Annotated in this window: 21 protein-coding genes and 2 pseudogenes; 4 read left to right on the forward strand and 19 right to left on the reverse strand. The window is 40.4% G+C overall.

Annotation, left to right across the window (positions count from 1 at the left end; translation table 11 throughout):
* Window positions 1–88: 88 nt before the first annotated feature.
* The 14 genes and pseudogenes from flgJ to G4Y78_RS16635 all read right to left on the reverse strand — a co-directional run bounded on the left by flgJ (window position 89) and on the right by G4Y78_RS16635 (window position 13803).
* On the reverse strand, window positions 89–1168 hold the full coding sequence (flgJ, locus tag G4Y78_RS16575; protein ID WP_163834082.1) for a flagellar assembly peptidoglycan hydrolase FlgJ: 1080 nt from the start codon (window positions 1166–1168) through the stop codon (window positions 89–91).
* Between the two features lie 60 nt (window positions 1169–1228).
* The gene (locus tag G4Y78_RS16580) at window positions 1229–2323 is read right to left on the reverse strand and encodes a flagellar basal body P-ring protein FlgI (protein WP_163836503.1); all 1095 of its coding nucleotides are present in this window, start codon (window positions 2321–2323) and stop codon (window positions 1229–1231) included.
* Between the two features lie 58 nt (window positions 2324–2381).
* Window positions 2382–3074, reverse strand: coding sequence for a flagellar basal body L-ring protein FlgH (gene flgH, locus G4Y78_RS16585; RefSeq protein WP_163834083.1), 693 nt, complete (start codon window positions 3072–3074; stop codon window positions 2382–2384).
* Window positions 3075–3357: 283 nt separating this feature from the next.
* Window positions 3358–4143 carry a flagellar basal-body rod protein FlgG gene (flgG, locus tag G4Y78_RS16590; RefSeq protein WP_163834084.1) on the reverse strand — a complete coding sequence of 262 codons (786 nt, stop codon included), beginning with the start codon at window positions 4141–4143 and terminating at the stop codon, window positions 3358–3360.
* Window positions 4144–4223: 80 nt separating this feature from the next.
* The gene (gene flgF, locus G4Y78_RS16595; RefSeq protein WP_163834085.1) at window positions 4224–4970 is read right to left on the reverse strand and encodes a flagellar basal-body rod protein FlgF; all 747 of its coding nucleotides are present in this window, start codon (window positions 4968–4970) and stop codon (window positions 4224–4226) included.
* A gap of 250 nt (window positions 4971–5220) precedes the next feature.
* Window positions 5221–7233: a flagellar hook protein FlgE gene (locus tag G4Y78_RS16600; protein ID WP_163834086.1), complete on the reverse strand. Its 2013-nt coding sequence runs from the start codon at window positions 7231–7233 to the stop codon at window positions 5221–5223.
* Between the two features lie 160 nt (window positions 7234–7393).
* Complete coding sequence (locus tag G4Y78_RS16605; RefSeq protein ID WP_163834087.1) at window positions 7394–8089, reverse strand: flagellar hook assembly protein FlgD; 696 nt, start codon at window positions 8087–8089, stop codon at window positions 7394–7396.
* 66 nt (window positions 8090–8155) lie between these two features.
* Window positions 8156–8602 carry a flagellar basal body rod protein FlgC gene (gene flgC / locus G4Y78_RS16610; protein WP_163834088.1) on the reverse strand — a complete coding sequence of 149 codons (447 nt, stop codon included), beginning with the start codon at window positions 8600–8602 and terminating at the stop codon, window positions 8156–8158.
* Window positions 8603–8604: 2 nt separating this feature from the next.
* Window positions 8605–9009: a flagellar basal body rod protein FlgB gene (gene flgB / locus G4Y78_RS16615; protein ID WP_163834089.1), complete on the reverse strand. Its 405-nt coding sequence runs from the start codon at window positions 9007–9009 to the stop codon at window positions 8605–8607.
* A 209-nt stretch (window positions 9010–9218) separates the two neighbouring features.
* On the reverse strand, window positions 9219–9623 hold the full coding sequence (locus tag G4Y78_RS31735; protein WP_230425766.1) for a CZB domain-containing protein: 405 nt from the start codon (window positions 9621–9623) through the stop codon (window positions 9219–9221).
* Window positions 9603–9932 (reverse strand): annotated as a pseudogene (locus G4Y78_RS31740) (methyl-accepting chemotaxis protein); the annotation flags it as partial. The gene G4Y78_RS31735 and the pseudogene G4Y78_RS31740, both read right to left, overlap by 21 nt.
* A gap of 551 nt (window positions 9933–10483) precedes the next feature.
* Window positions 10484–10900 carry a hypothetical protein gene (locus G4Y78_RS16625; RefSeq protein WP_163834091.1) on the reverse strand — a complete coding sequence of 139 codons (417 nt, stop codon included), beginning with the start codon at window positions 10898–10900 and terminating at the stop codon, window positions 10484–10486.
* Window positions 10901–11059: 159 nt separating this feature from the next.
* The gene (locus G4Y78_RS16630; protein WP_163834092.1) at window positions 11060–13234 is read right to left on the reverse strand and encodes a tRNA(Met) cytidine acetyltransferase TmcA; all 2175 of its coding nucleotides are present in this window, start codon (window positions 13232–13234) and stop codon (window positions 11060–11062) included.
* A gap of 20 nt (window positions 13235–13254) precedes the next feature.
* Window positions 13255–13803, reverse strand: coding sequence for an LOG family protein (locus G4Y78_RS16635; protein ID WP_163834093.1), 549 nt, complete (start codon window positions 13801–13803; stop codon window positions 13255–13257).
* Window positions 13804–14033: 230 nt separating this feature from the next.
* Between G4Y78_RS16635 and G4Y78_RS16640 the strand changes: the two genes are divergently transcribed.
* A complete protein-coding gene (locus G4Y78_RS16640; protein ID WP_163834094.1) occupies window positions 14034–14456 on the forward strand; it encodes a hypothetical protein in 423 nt (140 codons plus the stop codon).
* A gap of 326 nt (window positions 14457–14782) precedes the next feature.
* Here the strand turns inward: G4Y78_RS16640 and G4Y78_RS31890 are convergent.
* The 3 genes and pseudogenes from G4Y78_RS31890 to G4Y78_RS16650 all read right to left on the reverse strand — a co-directional run.
* Window positions 14783–14913 (reverse strand): annotated as a pseudogene (locus tag G4Y78_RS31890) (IS1 family transposase); the annotation flags it as partial.
* Entirely contained in the window at window positions 14885–15802 is a 918-nt protein-coding gene (locus G4Y78_RS16645) for a substrate-binding periplasmic protein (RefSeq protein WP_456242944.1), read from the reverse strand. The pseudogene G4Y78_RS31890 and the gene G4Y78_RS16645, both read right to left, overlap by 29 nt.
* A 97-nt stretch (window positions 15803–15899) precedes the next feature.
* Window positions 15900–16118 (reverse strand): hypothetical protein, encoded by a 219-nt coding sequence (locus G4Y78_RS16650; RefSeq protein ID WP_163834096.1) that lies wholly within the window; start codon window positions 16116–16118, stop codon window positions 15900–15902.
* Between G4Y78_RS16650 and G4Y78_RS16655 the strand changes: the two genes are divergently transcribed.
* A complete protein-coding gene (locus G4Y78_RS16655; RefSeq protein WP_163834097.1) occupies window positions 16112–16327 on the forward strand; it encodes a hypothetical protein in 216 nt (71 codons plus the stop codon). The genes G4Y78_RS16650 and G4Y78_RS16655 overlap by 7 nt on opposite strands.
* Window positions 16328–16398: 71 nt before the next feature.
* Here the strand turns inward: G4Y78_RS16655 and G4Y78_RS16660 are convergent, their stop codons facing one another.
* Window positions 16399–16578, reverse strand: coding sequence for a hypothetical protein (locus tag G4Y78_RS16660; RefSeq protein WP_163834098.1), 180 nt, complete (start codon window positions 16576–16578; stop codon window positions 16399–16401).
* A 367-nt stretch (window positions 16579–16945) separates the two neighbouring features.
* Between G4Y78_RS16660 and G4Y78_RS16665 the strand changes: the two genes are divergently transcribed.
* A complete protein-coding gene (locus tag G4Y78_RS16665; protein WP_163830705.1) occupies window positions 16946–17881 on the forward strand; it encodes an IS1595 family transposase in 936 nt (311 codons plus the stop codon).
* 24 nt (window positions 17882–17905) lie between these two features.
* Window positions 17906–18187: a hypothetical protein gene (locus G4Y78_RS16670; protein WP_163834099.1), complete on the forward strand. Its 282-nt coding sequence runs from the start codon at window positions 17906–17908 to the stop codon at window positions 18185–18187.
* Window positions 18188–18276: 89 nt separating this feature from the next.
* On the opposite strand, the gene G4Y78_RS16675 is transcribed toward G4Y78_RS16670, so the two are convergent.
* On the reverse strand, window positions 18277–18591 hold the full coding sequence (locus G4Y78_RS16675; protein WP_163834100.1) for a hypothetical protein: 315 nt from the start codon (window positions 18589–18591) through the stop codon (window positions 18277–18279).
* Between the last annotated feature and the right edge of the window lie 104 nt (window positions 18592–18695).

The raw sequence follows: 18695 nt of genomic DNA on the forward strand, positions 1-18695 counted from the left end.
GGTTTAGCTCCTGTTATAACCTCTTAGTTGTGGCTATACACGAAAAGTATTAAATATACCAGGCAAGTTTTATTGGTAATTCCAGAGTTTATAACTTCTCGATAGTGGCTTTAAATAAAGGTCCATTAGCTATTTTTAAAATCTTTTTAGCGTAATTTGGATCCGTTGCATAACCTGCCCTCTGTAATGCATTCAAGAATTGTTCCGGATTATCCTTTTTGGTAAGTGCCGTTTGATATCGAGGGTTCACATGCAAAAACTCCAGATAATCATTGATACTCGATGCAATAGAGTCATAAGAGCGGAAAGCCGCCCGCTCTTTTATGGCAACTCCTTGCCGATATTCAGTGGTATTAACATGCGCTTTATCACCCTGCCAACGTCGGTCGGCTTTAATGCCAAATAAATTATAACTGGAGTTACCATCTTTTTGTTTAATGATATGTTTGCCCCAACCAGTTTCTAATGCAGCTTGAGCTACTAAAACAGCCGGATTAAAGCCTAGAGCACTCGTAAGCTTTTTGGCAATGGGATAAACATGCTTTATAAAAGATTCAGGACGGACAAAATTACTCGGATCTGATGTTGAGCCAGACAAGCTGGTTAAAATATTATCAAGCTTGGTTATAATAGACTGATGATTATGATTCTGCTCAGTTTTTCTCTCCCCAGCTGTCACAGAATTATAAAGGGGAGGATGTTCTATTTGTGGTTGGTTTGTCTCCTGCTTGCTTTCCTCTTCGGGCAGCATTTTCATCGCTTGAACATAACTCAAAGTATACGATAACTGCCGTTGTTTTGCCGCTTGCTCAAATTCTAAAGACTTCTGCTCAAGATTAGCTTCGGTTTGTTGACCAATCTGACTACGCGGAGCCAATTGTTTAATCAGCATATCAGCTAAACCAATTCCCTTCCCTTTCGATAATTCAACTGATAACTGACTATCGAGCATTTCTTCAAAAAAATCTGTTTCGTTACTATTAAAATAATTACCTTCTTTGAAGACCTGATTCGCTGCACGCATACTTTTTAGTAACATATGAGTAAAAAGCGATTCAAACTCTTTAGCAACCTGCTCTAATGCTTGGGTAGGATTTTTTTTCTCAAGCCCTTTTAAATTTTGTAAACTATTTAACTGGCTATACATACTTGTAGGCTGATGCTCCATAGCCTAATCCTCCCAAAATAACACTCAAACAAATTCATCCAAAGCAAATGGTTTTCATCATTAAATTACGACTAAATCTGCTCTTAAAGCCCCTACCTCTTTTAGCGCTTCTAATATTGCCATTAAATCACCTGGCGCAGCACCGACTTGATTCACTGCTCGAACAATTTCATTTAACGTTACGCCTGGTTTAAATAAAAACATTTTATCGCTTTCCTGCTCAACCTCCACATTTGACTGAGGTACTACAACGGTATCCCCTGTACCTAATTCATTAGGTTGACTGACAGCAGCATCTTCACTAATCGTTACAACTAAATTCCCATGGGTAACCGCCGCTGGTGACACTCGCACATGTTTGCCAATTACAATAGTGCCCGTGCGCGAGTTAATCACCACTTTTGCTGGCGCTTCACCAGGATCAATTTCCAGATTTTCCAATACCGACATATAAGTCACCCGTTGGGAAGGGTCCAATGGTGCCGTAACTTCTATGGAACCACCATCAATTGCCTGAGCAATATTGGGCCCAAGTAACTGATTAATCTGTTCGCTCACTCTTTTTGCTGAGGTAAAATCATAGCGATTTAAATTAAGTAAAATTTTATTATTACGATTAAAACCACTTGGTACTGCGCGCTCAACAGTTGCTCCATTAGGTATACGACCCACGCTGGGTACGTTGATTGTTACCTTAGAGCCATCAGCACCCTCAACGCCTAACCCTCCAACCACTAAATTACCCTGTGCAATCGCGTAAACTCGTCCATCCGCCCCTTTTAAGGGAGTCAATAATAAACTGCCTCCCCGTAGGCTTTTAGCATTACCAATAGAAGAAACCGTCACATCAATTTTTTGCCCTGGCTTGGCAAAAGGCGGTAAATCAGTATGAATCGCAACAGCTGCTACATTTTTTAATTGAGGCCTAATGCCAGGTGGCAAGTTAATACCAAATTGCTTTAACATGCTCATAAATGATTGTGAGGTAAATTGGGTTTGACTGGTTTTATCCCCAGTACCATCTAAACCTACCACCAAACCATAACCCACCAGCTGGTTTGACCTTACCCCAGCGATACTTGCTAAGTCTTTTAGCCGTTCAGCAGTGACATTTAAAGACCAGACGGTTACAAACCAGACGACGAATATAGTCACAACAAAGGATAATTTATTCGCTACTTTGATATTCACAACTTGTCATTCCCAGGTAACACTAGAATGGAAAAAATGCACTTAAAATTAACCGGGTAATCCAGCCTACTGTATTTGAGTCCGCTAATTCACCTCGGCCGCTATAAGTAATACGTGCATCCGCTACTTTTTGTGAAGAAACTACATTATCTGGACCAATATCATCTGGCCGGACTAAACCCATAATACGGATATATTCATCACCACGGTTGAGGGTTAACCATTTTTCGCCCCGCACTTTTAATAAACCATTCGGTAATACTTCTGAGACCGTAACGGTGATATTGCCGCTTAAACTGTTACTTTGCTTCGACTCAGTTTCTGAATCAAAATCTCGTTCAGCAGATAAGCTGGTATCCAAGCTTAAATCACCTCCAAACAGACCTTTGACTGTTTTCCCTAATACGGTGGGATTTGCAATGGTAGCATCTGTATTTTTGCTAAGCTCGGTATCTGCTTCTTTTTTTGCTCGAGTCGATTCATCTAATTGAATGGTAATAATGTCTCCCACGCGGTGAGCTTTACGGTCTTCATATAAAGTAATTTCAAATCCTGACTGGTAAATAGCACCGTTATTTAATTCTGTGGGCTTAGGCGTCGCGGGATAAACAGGGGCATAAGCAGGATCATTAGGTTGTGCAGGTAATGAAATACAGCCTGGTAGACCTGAAACTGTGGTCGCGATGATAATAAGCAGAAAATATGGATATTTCATTACTACACTCCCTTTCGATATACCCTTCGTGAATGAATTTTAGGCTTTGTTATCGTCGTTGAACACCACGGATGGTGTGAATGCAATTTATGCAGGAGCAATAAACTGTCTTCACCCCAGTCATTTAGTTGAATCTAAACTCCTGGGACTTCATCGCTCGATGGCCTCGCCTAAAATACCCTTCACTGTGGGTATTCTTGCTGTTTTTTAACACCTAAAAATGAATCGTGATAAGTATATACACTACTTTATTGATATAAATACTCTATCGTTTACTTACTCATTAAACATTTTGGTTCACAAACTGTAGCATTTGATCTGCAGTAGCAATTACTTTTGAGTTCATTTCATATGCCCGCTGGGTGGTAATCATATTGACCATTTCTTCCACGACACTGACATTAGAACTTTCCAATGTATACTGCTTAAGAAAACCTAAACCATCCTGGCCAGGAGTACCTTCAACAGGATCACCGCTGGCGCCAGTCGCTAAAAATAAATTACTGCCCACTGCCTGTAAGCCACCCGGGTTAACAAAATCAACTAAGGTAATTTGCCCTAATTGTTGTGGCTGGGCATTACCGGGTGTTTGAACCGTAACGGTACCATCTTCGCCAATGGTAAAATTAATGGTATCCCTCGGCACGGTAATGCCTGGCTCTAATGGCAAACCATTGCCATTCACTACATCACCGTCAGAATTTAAATGAAATTGCCCATTTCGCGTATAAGCAATCGTGCCATCAGGTAATAAAATTTGAAAAAAACCTCGTCCGTTTATGGCAGCATCGAGTGGTTGTTCGGTGGTTTGAAATCCAGTGGTGGAAAACACTTTTTGTGTACTAACTACTCTTACCCCAGTACCAATCTGTAATCCAGAGGGAATTTGATTATCCTGAGAAGACTGAGCGCCCGGTTGTCGTTGAATTTGATAAAACAAATCTTCAAATTCTGCTCTATCCCTTTTAAAACCAACTGTTGCCACGTTTGCTAAATTATTGGCTACAACAGAAAGTTGTTTATCCTGGGCATGCATGCCGGTTTTACTGATCCAGAGAGAGGGATGCATAAAAATGCTCCTTTTCTAAGTAGTTTTTTTCATCCTCTAGTCACTATTTGATTTAGCATCTTTTTACTAGACTGTATTAACTAACCAATTTGCAATATACGCGCCATTGCCTCTGCATTTTCATCAGCACGGCTCATCATTTTCACATGGACTTCATACTGGCGAGCTAAGGAAAGCATGTGAATCATTTCTTCTACAGCACTCACATTACTTCCTTCTAAAAAACCTGATACCATTCTGACGTTGGCATCAGGCAATACTGGACCTGCACCTTCTTCTTTTAATTTAAATAATCCATTTTCGTCTTTTTCCAACTGCTCCAATGGTGGATTGACCAATTTAATTCGGTCAATTTGTGCTAACTCTTGCGGCCCTTGGCCACGGGGGCGAATACTGATAGTACCATCAAGGCCAATTTCAATTTTATCGAATTCAGGTATCACAATAGGGGCACCTTCGCCTAATACCTGCAAATTATTGCCGGTATAAAGCTGCCCGTTGGGGCCTATTGATAAGTTACCTATACGGGTATAACGCTCAGTACCATCAGGGCCAATTACCGCAATCCAGCCATCCCCTTTAATCGCCACATCAAAGTCATTACCTGTCTCCTGGAGCCAACCCGGGTTATAGTTAGTAGCAGGATTTTCCGTTAAGGCATAGGCGCGGCTGGGATAGAAATCACCAAATACCGGCATGGAACGAGCCTGTTCAAAATCTGCTTTAAACCCAGTGGTATTCACATTTGCCAAATTATTGGCTCGAATAGCTTGAGCCTGCATATTTTGTACGGCCCCAGTCATCGCTATATATAATGCTTTATCCATGAGAAACGATACCGATTGTTAACCAAAAAAATGGGAAGATGCCTCAAGAAGTCCTGCAAAAAAAAAACCAGTTTTAACAAAACTGGTTTTTAATATTATTATACTTAAAAAGTAAGAATTTATTCCTTTCACAACTTACATTTAAATACAAATTAAACAGTTAAATAATCACAGCAAAAGATATATACTCATCACGATTCATTTTTAGATGTAAAAATAAAGCGACATATACTTACAGCGAAGTGTATAGTTATCTTAAGTTGATTATTGTTTGTGTAATCGTATCTTCAGTTTGAATGGTTTTGGCATTAGCTTGGTAATTACGCTGTGCAATAATTAAATTAACCAATTCCTCTGCTACATCAACATTGGCTTCTTCTAACGAGCCAGACTCAACTGACCCTAACACACCAGTCCCTGGCGCACCAACTACCGGTTCTCCCGAGTCTATTGACTCTATCCAGGCGGTTTTTCCTATGGGGGTTAGCCCTTGTGGGTTAACAAAATTCGCCATGGCCAACTGCCCTAAAATGGAATTTTGACCATTAGTATAACGGGCAAATAAAATGCCTTCCTGACTGACATCCAGATCAGTTAGACGGCCTACGCCAAAGCCATTTTGCGTTAAACTATCCACAGCAAATGGACTGCCAAACTGTGTGGAACTTGCAATATCAATAACGAAATTAGAGCTAGTAGGCGGTTCTGGTAATGGCAAAACATCACCACCAGCAGAAATATTAACCGGTTGTAAAGCATTAATCGGATCACCATTACCATCAACCGGTACCCAGTTAGTAATGACAATGGGGTTGGTATTCACTAAATTGCCTTCCCGATCAAACTGCACAGAAAACCTTGAGCGTGTTGCTGTACCGCCTGGCACAATGGGATCACCGACATCCTCCCCATCAATCAACACATACATGCTCCAGTCACTGGCATTAGGGGTAGATGTCATTTCAGGTTCTTTAACAAAATATAACGTTAGATTATGGGAATTTCCTAAGCTATCGAATATTTGTACTTGAGTTGCATGATTATAAGTAGCCTGATCAATAGGATTAAAATCATTTTCAACAAAAGGCGTATAAGTCAGCGGTAAATTAAAAACATTTGAAATTGTAGCGGGTAATACAGGGGCGGCTACTTGAATATCTTCTTCTAACTGAAATGATAATTCACCACCAACCGTTACTGTATTACCATCCGTGACATTCACAGCAGCCCCAGCGTTAGTAAAACTAGTGGTAGTAGCCCCTTGCACAGGAATACCACCACCAACACCTGTATTATTAATGGCAACCCTTAAATCATCCCCAGTATTATTAAAAATTCGGATTTCATTGGGCGCAGCAGCATCAATAGCTGCACTTATTCCGGTTAAATTAGAAATAGCTGTCGCCAACTCATTGACATTATTGACCGTAGGCAAGCTCACTGCTTGGCCATTGATACTTATGGAAGAGCCCGCGGCAGCAGCACCACCCAGCGGTAATGCAGTAACATCAACTTTTGCTCGGGTATTGGCACTGGCACTGATCACCCCATTATTGTCACCCAGCTGAGCAATCTCAGCGGCTATTGCACCGGCTGATAAATTCGCGACGCTGGGCACTGCCAGAGTGGCTAAGGTTACTACCGGTGTTTGGGAAACATCTTGTAACAGAAAACTACCTGCTGTATAGCCATTATTAATACCCGCCTGAGCATTGGCTATAATCACGCCATTGGCCTCAGAGGTGGTACCTCGGGTAGCTAATACTGTTTCTCTGGAGTCAACATTAAAACTGATATCAACATTACTGGTTAACCGTGGGTCTTGAAACTGCTCACCGACTTGCAAATCAGATAATACGCCTGGAACAATCGCCCCTGTTGCATCAGCAATAAAGCCTTGCAAAAAATCTCCCGTATTCGTGACTATTTGTCCATCTCGATTTACACCAAAAATGCCCTGGCGAGTATAATTGACACCATCTGTCGCCCGAGTAATAAAAAAACCAGTACCATTAATTGATAAATCTAAATTACGCTCTGTCGGTTTAAGATTACCTTGGTTAAACTGCTGTGCAACTGTTTGGACAATCACCCCATTACCCGCTTTACTGGCACTGCCACCAAATGATCGTGCAAATAAGTCGTGGAATTCTGCTCTTGAGTTTTTAAAACCAATGGTACTGCCATTGGCTATATTATTGCCTATAGCATCCAGATCAATGGTGGCTGCCTTTAAACCGCTTAAGCCAGTATTAAATCCCATACTACTATCCTCTCAGCATTACTTACTGCTACAGGTATTACCTCAAATGAGGTACTTCCCTAATTATGTACTACTATTGCCGTACAACTTTTCTAGACTAGATAATTGGGTATATTATTGAGTATCTGTAATAGTGCTTTCTTTAATTACTTGCCTACTGCTATTGAATACGTTTTACTTCACTCAGTTTCACTTGCCCTGATACACCTTCGACATTTAATAACACATTATTTAAACCACCTAAGGTCACACTATTCACATTGGCACCTAAGAGTGTATTCAATGGCACTTGTTTACCTTCCACCATGGTATAAGCATTAAAACCATACTTTCCTGCAGGGAGTGATTGGTTACTGTTATCTTTACCATCCCAGGTAATATCTATCTCACCAGCAGGTTGTCTGCCTAAATTCACTTGCCTTACCTGTTGACCACTACTGTTGTATATATCAACAAATAAGTTATTAACCGGTTGGGGGACCTCAACCAACCCGGCTACTTTACCTCCAGCTTCCAGCTCTGTACTTGAAGTAGCAACCAATACTTTTCGCCCCACTAAAGCTGAAGCTTGTAATGCTTGGCTGGAATTAAAGGCATTTGCCATTGACTCAACAGTTTGATTAAGGTTTTCCAACCCCTCCACCGAACTAAACTGAGCTAGCTGCGCAACAAACTCTTCATTTTTTTGGGGATTCAATGGATCTTGATGCTTCATTTGGGTAATCATCAATTCTAAAAATTGATTCTTACCCAACTCAGTATTAGCGTTACTGCTTTTCGGTTGTTGCAGCTGATATTTTTCAATAACTGCATTATTGGAACTAACGTTGCCGTTATTCGTTATTGGCGTACTCATTGGAACACCTCATCGAGCCTTCAATTAGCACAAATACTATATTCTAGAATTTACCTATAATTACGCTTACTGCCCTAGTGTAAGCACTTTCTGCAACATCGTTTTTGCGGTATTCATAATTTCCACATTGGTTTGGAATGAGCGCGATGCTGAAATCATATCAGTCATTTGCTCAACCACATTAATATTTGGATAAAATACATAACCTTCATCATTTGCCATTGGATGCTCAGGCTCATACCGTCTTTGTAAGGGTGCTTTGCTTTCAACAATGGCTTTTACCATCACTCCCTTTTCAGTTTGAGGCTGTTGCTCATGCAGTAACTGATTAAAAGATACATTTTGCTGCTGCGGACTAATCGCAGTAAAGACTGGATATCGAGCCCGATAGGTTTGATCAATACTGCTGCTTACCGTTTCCGCATTAGCAATATTGCTTGCCACTGTATTAATTCGCACAGATTGTGCCGACATCCCCGACCCTGCAATATTAAATACATTGACTAAAGCCATTGCTATTGCCCCTTAATCGCTTTGGTTAAGCCTTTAAACGAACTATTAACAAACTCGAACGTACTTTGATAGTCCATGGCATTCCGTGCATAAATAGAGTATTCCTGTTGGGTATCAACAGTATTACCATCGATGGCTGGCTGAATAGGAACCCGATACAGCAGATCAGCATCTCCTTGCTGGCGTAAGCCTGTCAAGTGGTCCTGATGGGTTTGCTGTAACGGCAATTTCTTGCCAGTTTGTTGCTCATTTACCTGACTCAGTACTTGCTTAAAATCAATATCACGTGCTTTAAAACCCGGCGTATCACTATTAGCTAAATTATCAGCCAATAGCTCGGCACGCTTTCCTCGTAACAATAATGCTTGCGGGTGAACCCCTAATGCTTGATCAAAACCAATAGCCATTTGCGAAATTACCACCTGTTAGCTCTGCGCCAGTCATTGCCATTCAGCTATTCCAGAGCAATGCCTATGCCAAATAAAAAATACAATAATTACAAAAGCTTAGTGATTATTATGCTAATGCCGTGCGGCAATCCGGTGCCACACATTTCAGGTTTATTACGACTTAACACAAAGGGGTTTTATAATTGGAGCTAAGGCCCTAGAAGGAGTTAGTGATGTAACCCATGGTTATGATCAGATGAGCTAATAGCAGATTCCAGGTCACTTAAGCAATCCACCACCTTAACACTGGCAGATTCCATCGTTTCCAGGTGTTTTAATACTTCCTCATGATTGCCTGCCAACTGCGCTTCAATTGCCTGGACTCCACTCGTATGGACCAGTTTATGGGGCTCTTCTAAATGTCGATAGGCCATTAAATTTTGGTAGTTTTTACCATCACCATGGTAATACCATTCCCCTAGGCGACATTTTTCATGATTAACAATAGCCCCTTCCTGAACAGGCAATTGATGAATTAAGTGGCGATAGATAGACACTTTCCATGCAACATGGTCAAGCTTAACCGTTTGAATAAAACTGGTATTCGCTGACTCTTCAATAATGCCTTGCATCTGCCGAGACATATTCAATACTTCATTAACAGTATTACCAATATCCTCTGTTTCTTGGTTAACCGCAGTTGTCGCTTCCACCATTTTTTGAATTTGCGCCGTGCTCACTTGGGTACCTTGTACTACTGTGTCAACCAAAGTAGAAATTTCATCGCTGGCTTCCCCTGCTTTTTGTGCCAAATTTCGCACTTCATCAGCCACCACAGCAAATCCTCTACCAGTTTCCCCTGCGCGTGCAGCTTCAATCGCGGCATTAAGTGCTAATAAGTTGGTTTGCTCAGATATATCACGAATCACCCCCACAAACTGGGTAATTTGTGAGGCCACTTTTTCTAAGTTTTGGACACTATCTGCGCTATCAGTCGCTACATCACTAATGCCACTGACACGCGTTCTTAATGCGTCAAGCAAATTACCGGTATTAACAAACAGATTATCAGCCTCCATTAAATTACTTTTTTCACCTTGTAATTGGTGTGCAGCACTAGCCAATGCTTCCCTAATACTTTGAATCATTTGCTCACCATAAAAAAAGGTGTTGATCAACTGCTTCAGGTTTTCTGCACCACCTTTTGCTTCTCGCAACAGATCGTCCTTACCATGCTCTGCTTCATGAACGCTTTTTTCCAGCTCAGCAACCTTATCACGTAAACGCTGATTTTCTTGCTCCAAATTAAAACACTGCTGCTTATATTTATTAGATCCAAACATAACAGAGCCTTTGTTAAAACTAAAATAATCTAAAGAGACCAAAACCTTTCTTACTAGTGAAGAATAGAATGTTATTACTGCTTTTGTTAACTAATTATGCCGATAAAGTTTCTTAAGTTAATTAGCGATAAGTTTTGAGAGAAGTTATTTTAAACTCTTTCATCAATTAATCTGGAGGTATTATCCACAGGTAACGATGCTTGTTGAAATCGTTGGAGTAATTGTTGCTGTTGTTCAGTAATGACAATATTTTCAGGTTCACTGGCTATCAACTGGCCTGCACTTCCCTGAGGTATGACTGACTGGTCTCTCGTCGTTTGCTGATTAGTAGTGTTACCAGGTTGCGGTTGTATTTCTGGTACTGCACGGCTACTAGGCACCACCTGGGTTGCCACCACATCAACAACAGTATGATTAGAGGTGGGGATTGTAGTGGGAACAAGCTCATTTTGCTTTAACTCATTATTTGCCCGGCTGTTGCCATCAACTCGCTCAGAAGTACGATTAACTGTGGGTAATTGCACTACTGGGAAATGAGACAAGCTGCCTACGCCATTGATGGGCATTGAGTGCTCCACCCCATATAAAATTATTTGCTAACTACAAGTTAACCCAGTTTGGTGATTTTCTCCACTTTCATTACTGGCCATCAACCTACATACATTCCTTACACAGCCAAGTCATACAAAAATGACTAGCTGATTTCATGGCCAGAGTAAACAACTTTATTTACTACACATTAATTGTTGTACTGTCTGTCGCATTTGTTTGAGCAAGGGCTTTTTCGACAAACCAAATGACTTTTGCAAGCGCTCCCAACTATGTTGCTGCAATACTTTGTTAATCCAGAGTTGCTGTTCTGTACTTGAGAGTAACAACCACTGCCCTTCTTTTTGCAGAATAAGCCACTGTAACCAGTGTCTTAACGGTATAATACAAGTTTCATATAGCCGGTTACCAAAACCAAATGCATAGACATCTTGTTGATCCTGGCTTGATATCACCACGTTATTATTTCCATGGTATCTTAAAATGTGAGTGACAATTTGATAATTCAGATCTGGCCATAGTTCTGCTAATAACCAAATGAATTGCTGATTAAATCGAGCTGTTATCTCCGTCAATAGGTTTATTGCAGCTGGCGACACTGGTTTTGCCATGATGAGTGCGTAACAGCCGCTACTTGGCTCTCGGGTAAGCCCCAACCGTAAAGGTAAAAAGCCAAGTGACTGCCAAAAATCCAACAACTGTAGGGTAGCCCCATAAGCAACCGCCAGGTAGTCTTGCTTCTCTGCTAAGGCTTGGTGAATATAAGACACTAGCTGTCGACCAATGCCCTTACCTTGAATGGCAGGGTGAACGGCTATACGAATAATTCTGGCACAACGCAACCCGACTGCTTGTTCGTAACCGCTGTGGGCAGCTAAAGTTTGCGGTAATAAATGCCCCTTGGGTCTACGTTTGCCTAAATAAATTTCATGGGCTAAATCCTGATCCAGTCCCCCTTCAAATGCCAGCAAGCTTGCTGCAACCACTTCTCCATAATAAAGGCCTAACCAAATCTGTAAATTAGACCCATCCAATAAGTGTCTTAAATCACCAGGCGTAGTTCGATAATGAGCAGTTACCAGCAAACCAAATAAGCTTTTTAACAAAGGTGGCTGTTGCACTAATTCTTTAGCAGTTACCGACTTAAACTCCATTGAGTTGATATCAATATCCACTAATTGTGAGTCAGCAACAGGCTCTGCATTTAGCAATAATGCTTCAAAACAGAAGTGCTCCAATGGATCATGCGGTTGCCAACGAATTGGCTGAGTTAAATGTTTGAGTCGCCACTGCGGTCTAACTTTGCTTAACAGTGGCTGAAAACGAACGGTAAACCCCCGTCCAGTCCCTTCATAACCATGAACGGTTGTCGCAAATACAATACGCTTGTAGTGCTGTGTCCAACAGCATAATAAATCAGTCGGAATCGCTGCAGCTTCATCAATAAATAATACATCAGCCGCTGTCATTTCATGACTTAATTCATCCGGCGTCACATAATCCAGCCAACCTTTTTTATAGACCAGTCTCGGTTGTATCTGCCAGTTGATATCAAGCTGAACAGCGGCGTGATGAAATACGGTATGCACAGCCTCAAAGTCAGGCGCTACAATTAAAATGCGCTTACCTTGCTGCAATAGCTGACCTGCAGCAATTCCCAATGCTGACGACTTGCCACGTCCTCTGTCAGCGGTAATCACTAGAGGGCGTTTGCTATGCCCTGTGACAACTTTTAATATTGCCGCTACAGCCTCCGTTTGATCTTGGGTAGCACAACTACCTGAATTAATAGGGTTACTTAAACTGACTACTGATTGCTCAGCAGCCACTTTCGTCGATATTGATGGTAATGGTTGACCCTGTTGCCATTGAATAAATAAGGGACGAGACTGATTAAGGGTGAATATCAGCCACTGTAAAAAATAGCCTTGCACTTTCTCTGCAGTATATGGCAATACTGTCAGCTGATGATATTCTGGGTCATTAAATTCAGCCCAAGCTGTTAAAGGTGGTGTCAATAATAATAGCAACCCCCCACCAATCAAAGTACCAGATATTGCTGCAAAATGATCAGGATTAAAGCCCGTAAATGCATCATAAATCAAAAGTTGACTTTCTTGACCTAACAAAGCCTTGACTTGTTGTGGTGGTATTACATTAATACCATGAGGCAGTATGTTATCATTTGTTATCCAATAGCCCTTCTCTAATGGTCCCAACAAAGCAACTAACTGTTGGGCTTGTTGTTGAGTCCAGGCTTGTTCACCCGCAATAATGATGGTAGCACGGTGGCGACTGACTGCTGCTTGCTGCTTTATCACAGCCAACCAATGGCTAAGTTGATGTTGCAAAAAAACACCTCACAGGACTTCTAATCAAATGCCAGGCTTTCTATTAACTTTTCTACTATAGCAACAGGTGTATTTGCAATAAGCAACCGGTTAAAGTCTTTTTCAGAAATCAACTGGCTGGCTACCCCTTGTTCTAAAAAGGTTATTAATGGGCTGTAATAACCCTGATGATTAAGAATAGCAATGGGTTTATTGTGTAAACCCACTTGTGCCCAAGTCAGTACTTCAAACAACTCATCTAGTGTACCTAAGCCACCTGGTAACACTAAAAAACAGTCTGCCAAACTGGCCATTTTTTCTTTTCTGGCAGCCAGGCTATCCACTTCAAACAACTTGGTCAGCTCTGTATGCTCTCTTTCCCGCTCAACTAATAGCTTTGGCATGACTCCTATTACTTCACCCGATAATGCCAATAGTTGATCTGCCAACATGCCCATTAAGCCATCATTCGCTCCCCCATAGACAACACCTATTTTCTTTTTTATTAACTCTAACGCTAACTGCTGTACCATAGATGGCAAACTAGGGTCTAATCCAGACCTTGACGCACAAAACACATTCACTCGCATTCATTACCCCACTTTATTCATCACGAATCTTCAGCTATTCTATTTTGCCAGTCATTATTGAAACAATTTTGATAAAATCAACTATTCTTTATTATACTCAAAACGTGTGATTTTTAAGCGAGACCATTAAGTACTGAAGCTCCAGGTGCTTATAAATTGTTAGTGGCTGACAAAATCATTCATGAAGAGTACTTTAGAAGTAGTATTTCACTTATACTTATAATAGCCCTATGAAAAAGTACACTACCCTTTTACTTGCCATATTCATTACATTTGGGCAAAGCTTGATCAACTTTAATGGTGAAGCCCGTGCTGCTTCTCAAGCCCAACCATCAATTTGGGATATTGACCGATCCCATATAGTCAAGTGGACACTATGGAGTTTTAATAGTGAATTCCAACTAACAACTGTAGATGAACAAGATGAACGGTGGATACAAACCGGTTTCAGCGGTTTTGCTGAAGGGGAATACCGTCGTATATCCCACCCTAAGCTAGGACATGTTGGGTTTGTTGCAGGTAGTACCTATACCAGCCAAATGGGATTAGTCTGTCGTAATTATGTGATTAGACTAGAAGACAGCCAGGATGCATTTCCAGCAATGGCCTGCTACCAAAATAATAGCTGGCAATATACGCGGTCTGTATTTTAAGAAGAGTAATCTTTTAGAGAGTAACAGAGAGTAACTAAGTACTTACGCATCAAGCTAAACATCCTTTACTTAGCTTGATGCATAACACAGAGTGTATTATTTACTTTTACGACATTGTAATAGCAAACAATTAAGCAACCTCAAACCAACCAGCAACATTGGCTCTGGAATATGACTGACAACCTGTCCTCCCGTTTGAGTAACACCAGAATATGTAACATTCTTCTGAGAAAATTTTTAAAAGCCATACTGACCATAACTGTATAAGCCATCAGCAACCGTAGTATTCCATAGTTCTGTAGGTAGCGGCTCAAATCTGTATTTTTTCAAATTTTTCTCCCAATTTCATAGCGATTAATAAAAAATCCTATAACAATATCATGCATTTTATCTGACGTAGAAAACCAATTGTTATTCTACCTAGACGCTTAATCCGAGTCCTTAATGTTGCTTCCTTGGCTATGCTCCGTTAGTTGCTTGACATACTCAGTATCAATGAAGCGAGTAGCAATATCATCTAACTCCCCACTTTGTTTCATTTTATATAGTTCAATATCAAATTTTATTGCAAAATCTTTTTTATATGGGAAGTTCTTTTCATCATCAATATCAGTGTATCCCAAATGTCCGGTATTTTTAGAAATGAAGAGTACCTCTTTCAGTTTCAAGCTATTTTTTTTGTATTTTTGTTGTTGATAACTGGCTTGCTCTATAGTATTAACTAAATGCCAAGCAAATGGGATTCTAGAAGTAACCGTGCAGTCAGTTCGTTCAAGCAGCATAACTCTAGCTGTATCTTTAACAGAGTTTACCAATGTTAACTTGATTTTACCTTCTTTAACTTGCCTAGCAAACTGCTCTCCCGCTCGACCATCACCTCTGAACATGACAAATCCTAAACCTTGAAAATCATCAGGCCATTTAGCTCTTTTTTTACTTAAGATACGCTCATGACAAATCACTACGTCATGCTGAGTATAAAGTGGCTGAGAATAAGGCCAAATATACGGTCGTTTTGGTTCAGTATCTGTAAGCCAGTCATGAGCATGAAAATAAGGAGGAAGTATGGCAAATGCCTTTCCTTGCTTGACAGCAAACTTGGCTCGACTCCAAGGAACGACCCGAAATTTAAAACTGTATCCCTCCATTCTTGAAATAGCAGTCTTTGTGATCTCAATATAAATGCCCGTTAACTCTCCTGCATCATTTCGGTAAGCATATGGTGGGAGAATGTCGTAGGTATAAATTTCTACTTCTTGGGCTAATAATGTAGGGGGTACTAATACATGCCACATGACAGAAACTAAGAGTGTACATCTTGCTATTTGTCGAAACAGTTTACCCATAGTGATATCAATTCTATTTCAGTTCAGGGTCTCTACAAAAGTTTAGTCCTCTTTTACAGGTGTATTAGCGTGATGGGGTAGAGAGTATCCCCACCACCTAAGATAAAAACCCTCTAATGCTCATCTGATACGACCGGTTAACGTCCTTGATACTCGGTAGCCCAGTTGCTCCTGGTGAAACAGCTTGTATCTTGTGACCAGCCTTCAAGAATGCGACTGCTTGTTCTACTATTTTTCTGCTTTGGGTGTCGGCTGATGTTCCATGCCTGGCATTGGTGGGCTGTCCTTTATGAGTAGGAGTGCAAGACCATGCCACGAGTAACACTTGACCTATCAAACGAAGTAAACAGCGAGCTAGACGCCATCGCTAAGGCTAACTGTATATCTAAGGCTGAAATAATGCGCAGAGCTTTTGCTTTGCTTTCTATTGCTCAGGAAGAAAAAAGCAAGGGACGTTGCTTGGGAAGCATTGAAAACGCTGGAAAAGATGACCTTAAAGCCATTGGTAAAGTTGTGGGGGTATAATGGCTGCCTCTGAGAATAATCAAAATAATAATATTGACCTTAGCCCTGTTAGTCGATCAGCGTGTTTGATATTAGAGATAGGTTTGGAGATGGTGTAACAATTGACGAGGGGGAACGACTACAGTTTGGTAAGCAAGTTCTTTGCTGGCTAGCTGTAATTTGTGTTGGCGTATTTGTTGGTTATGCGTGCTATCCAGAAAATGCAGCTTTGCAGGGTGTATTTGAGTTAGTGAAGATTGGAGCTTTACCATTGGTTACTTTGGTAATTTCTTTCTACTTTCCTAGTAGTAATAGGACAAAGTGAACCTATAAGCAAATATAGCAACGACAAGTCGCTGTATGTGATGAACTGGGGCTAGAGCCTGGTAATAGTAGATATCTTTGCATGTTGTTAATAGCGCTAATTTTCAAACGATACTTTGGGATATTGCTAAACATCCTTTATATGTAAAGGCTTGTGCAAGTATTTTCTAATGCGGCAAATCATTGCTCTAATTTTTTTATTGATATGTACCTTGTCTGCATCTGAAGAAAAGGTTTCCTAATTATCACTATACCTAAGCCATTAACTGCTGTATATTTGAACAGCATGGAAACTTAATTGAGAAGGTATAAATAATGGCTATCAACAAAGTTCAATTTCAAAAAGGCCTGAGTTTAAACGAGTTTCTCAAACAATATGGTACAGAAGAACAATGCTTTAATACCTTATACAAATTGCGATGGCCAGAAGGTTTTCAGTGCCCCAATTGTGGATACGACAAATGCTGTCAACTCACTACTAGAAAGCTTCAGCAGTGCTATAAATGTCACCAGCAAACATCTGTAACTGCAGGTACTATCTTTGAATCAACCAAATTACCATTAAAGACTTGGTTCCAAGGGATGTATTTGATCTCCCAAGACAAAAAAGGTATATCAGCCATAGAATTACATCGCCATTTAGGTATTTCCTATCAAGCTGCCTGGAGAATGAAACATAAGCTCATGAAAGTGATGCAAGAAAGAGAAGGCACCAAGCAATTGTCGGGTTTTATTGAAATTGATGATGCCTATCTTGGTGGTGAGCGTACAGGTTGCAAAAGAGGTAGGGGAGCAGATGGGAAAATACCTTTTGTAGCAGCCGTAGAAACAACAAAACAAGGTCAACCGACACGAATTAAACTGAGCATTTTAAAAGGGTTTAATAAAGAAGAGATAACGGCTTGGAGTAGGCAGAATTTGGCCAAGGGCAGTACCGTAATCTCCGATGGACTGGCCTGTTTTAATGGTGTCATAGAAGCAGGTTGTCTTCATGATAAAATTGTATGCGGTGGTGGTCGTGCATCAGTAGAGGAACCTGAATTTTATTGGGTTAACACCATCCTTGGAAACTTAAAAAGTGCTTTACGTAGTACTTATCATGCTATTCGCGCTAAATATGCACAACGTTATCTTGCTGAATTTCAGTATCGATTTAATCGAAGATTTAGCTTAGTAGAATTTATTCCTAGGCTAGCATTTGTAGCACTGAGAACACCTCCACTACCAGGTAAGCTACTAAATATAGCTTAGGTATGATGATAATTAGGAAAGGTTTTGAAAGTAGCAACCGGTGAATACCCACCTTGGTCATCAAAAGACTTTAAACATGGTGGTTTTGTACATCATATCATTTCAGAAGCATTTAAACGCAAAGGATACAAAGTTGTTTTTATCTATCACAAATGGGCTAGAAGTTATAAAGAGGGTTTATTAGGTAATGTTGATGCTACTGCATATATGAAATATTATAATCTGGAACGTTTGCATACGGCTAATGAAAATATGTCTCCGGTTAACTTTGAACAGTCTCAGAGAAAAGTGTCCGGTTTAGTTTGACCAGAACAGTTTAAAATCCATGAAAGAAGATGGTACCTATGACAAATACTATGATCAACTACTAGAAGGTTACTATGAGAAATAGCACTCTAGTCGGTATCAAAAGGAATGTTCATCTCACCAAAAAGCTCCTCATATTCAGGTGTTTTTTTTAGCTTTTTTAGTCTTTGATTAATTAAAGTCAGGTCAGTTTGCGGAGTTGTCTTCTTACTGAACATAAAATGAACCGGAGCATCATTAACAACAAATGGCAAAAATTCTATTTCATCTTGTTTGCCTAATCTCTTATTTACCCTGACTTTATAATACAACGATAAATCCCCAGCTACATTATTTAAGACTCCGTTCAACGAGGTCTTAAATAATGGTTGTTTTATTAAGTCAGCGCAAAGTTCTTTAGTCATTTTAGTGACTGAACTATCACCTGTATTGGCGCAGGCTTGGCTTTGGTAGCTGGTTTTGTCTTAGTTACTACTCTCAATAATCCAGGTACGCTTCTTAATGTGTC

It is taken from the genome of Spartinivicinus ruber (assembly GCF_011009015.1).
GTDB lineage: Bacteria > Pseudomonadota > Gammaproteobacteria > Pseudomonadales > Zooshikellaceae > Spartinivicinus > Spartinivicinus ruber.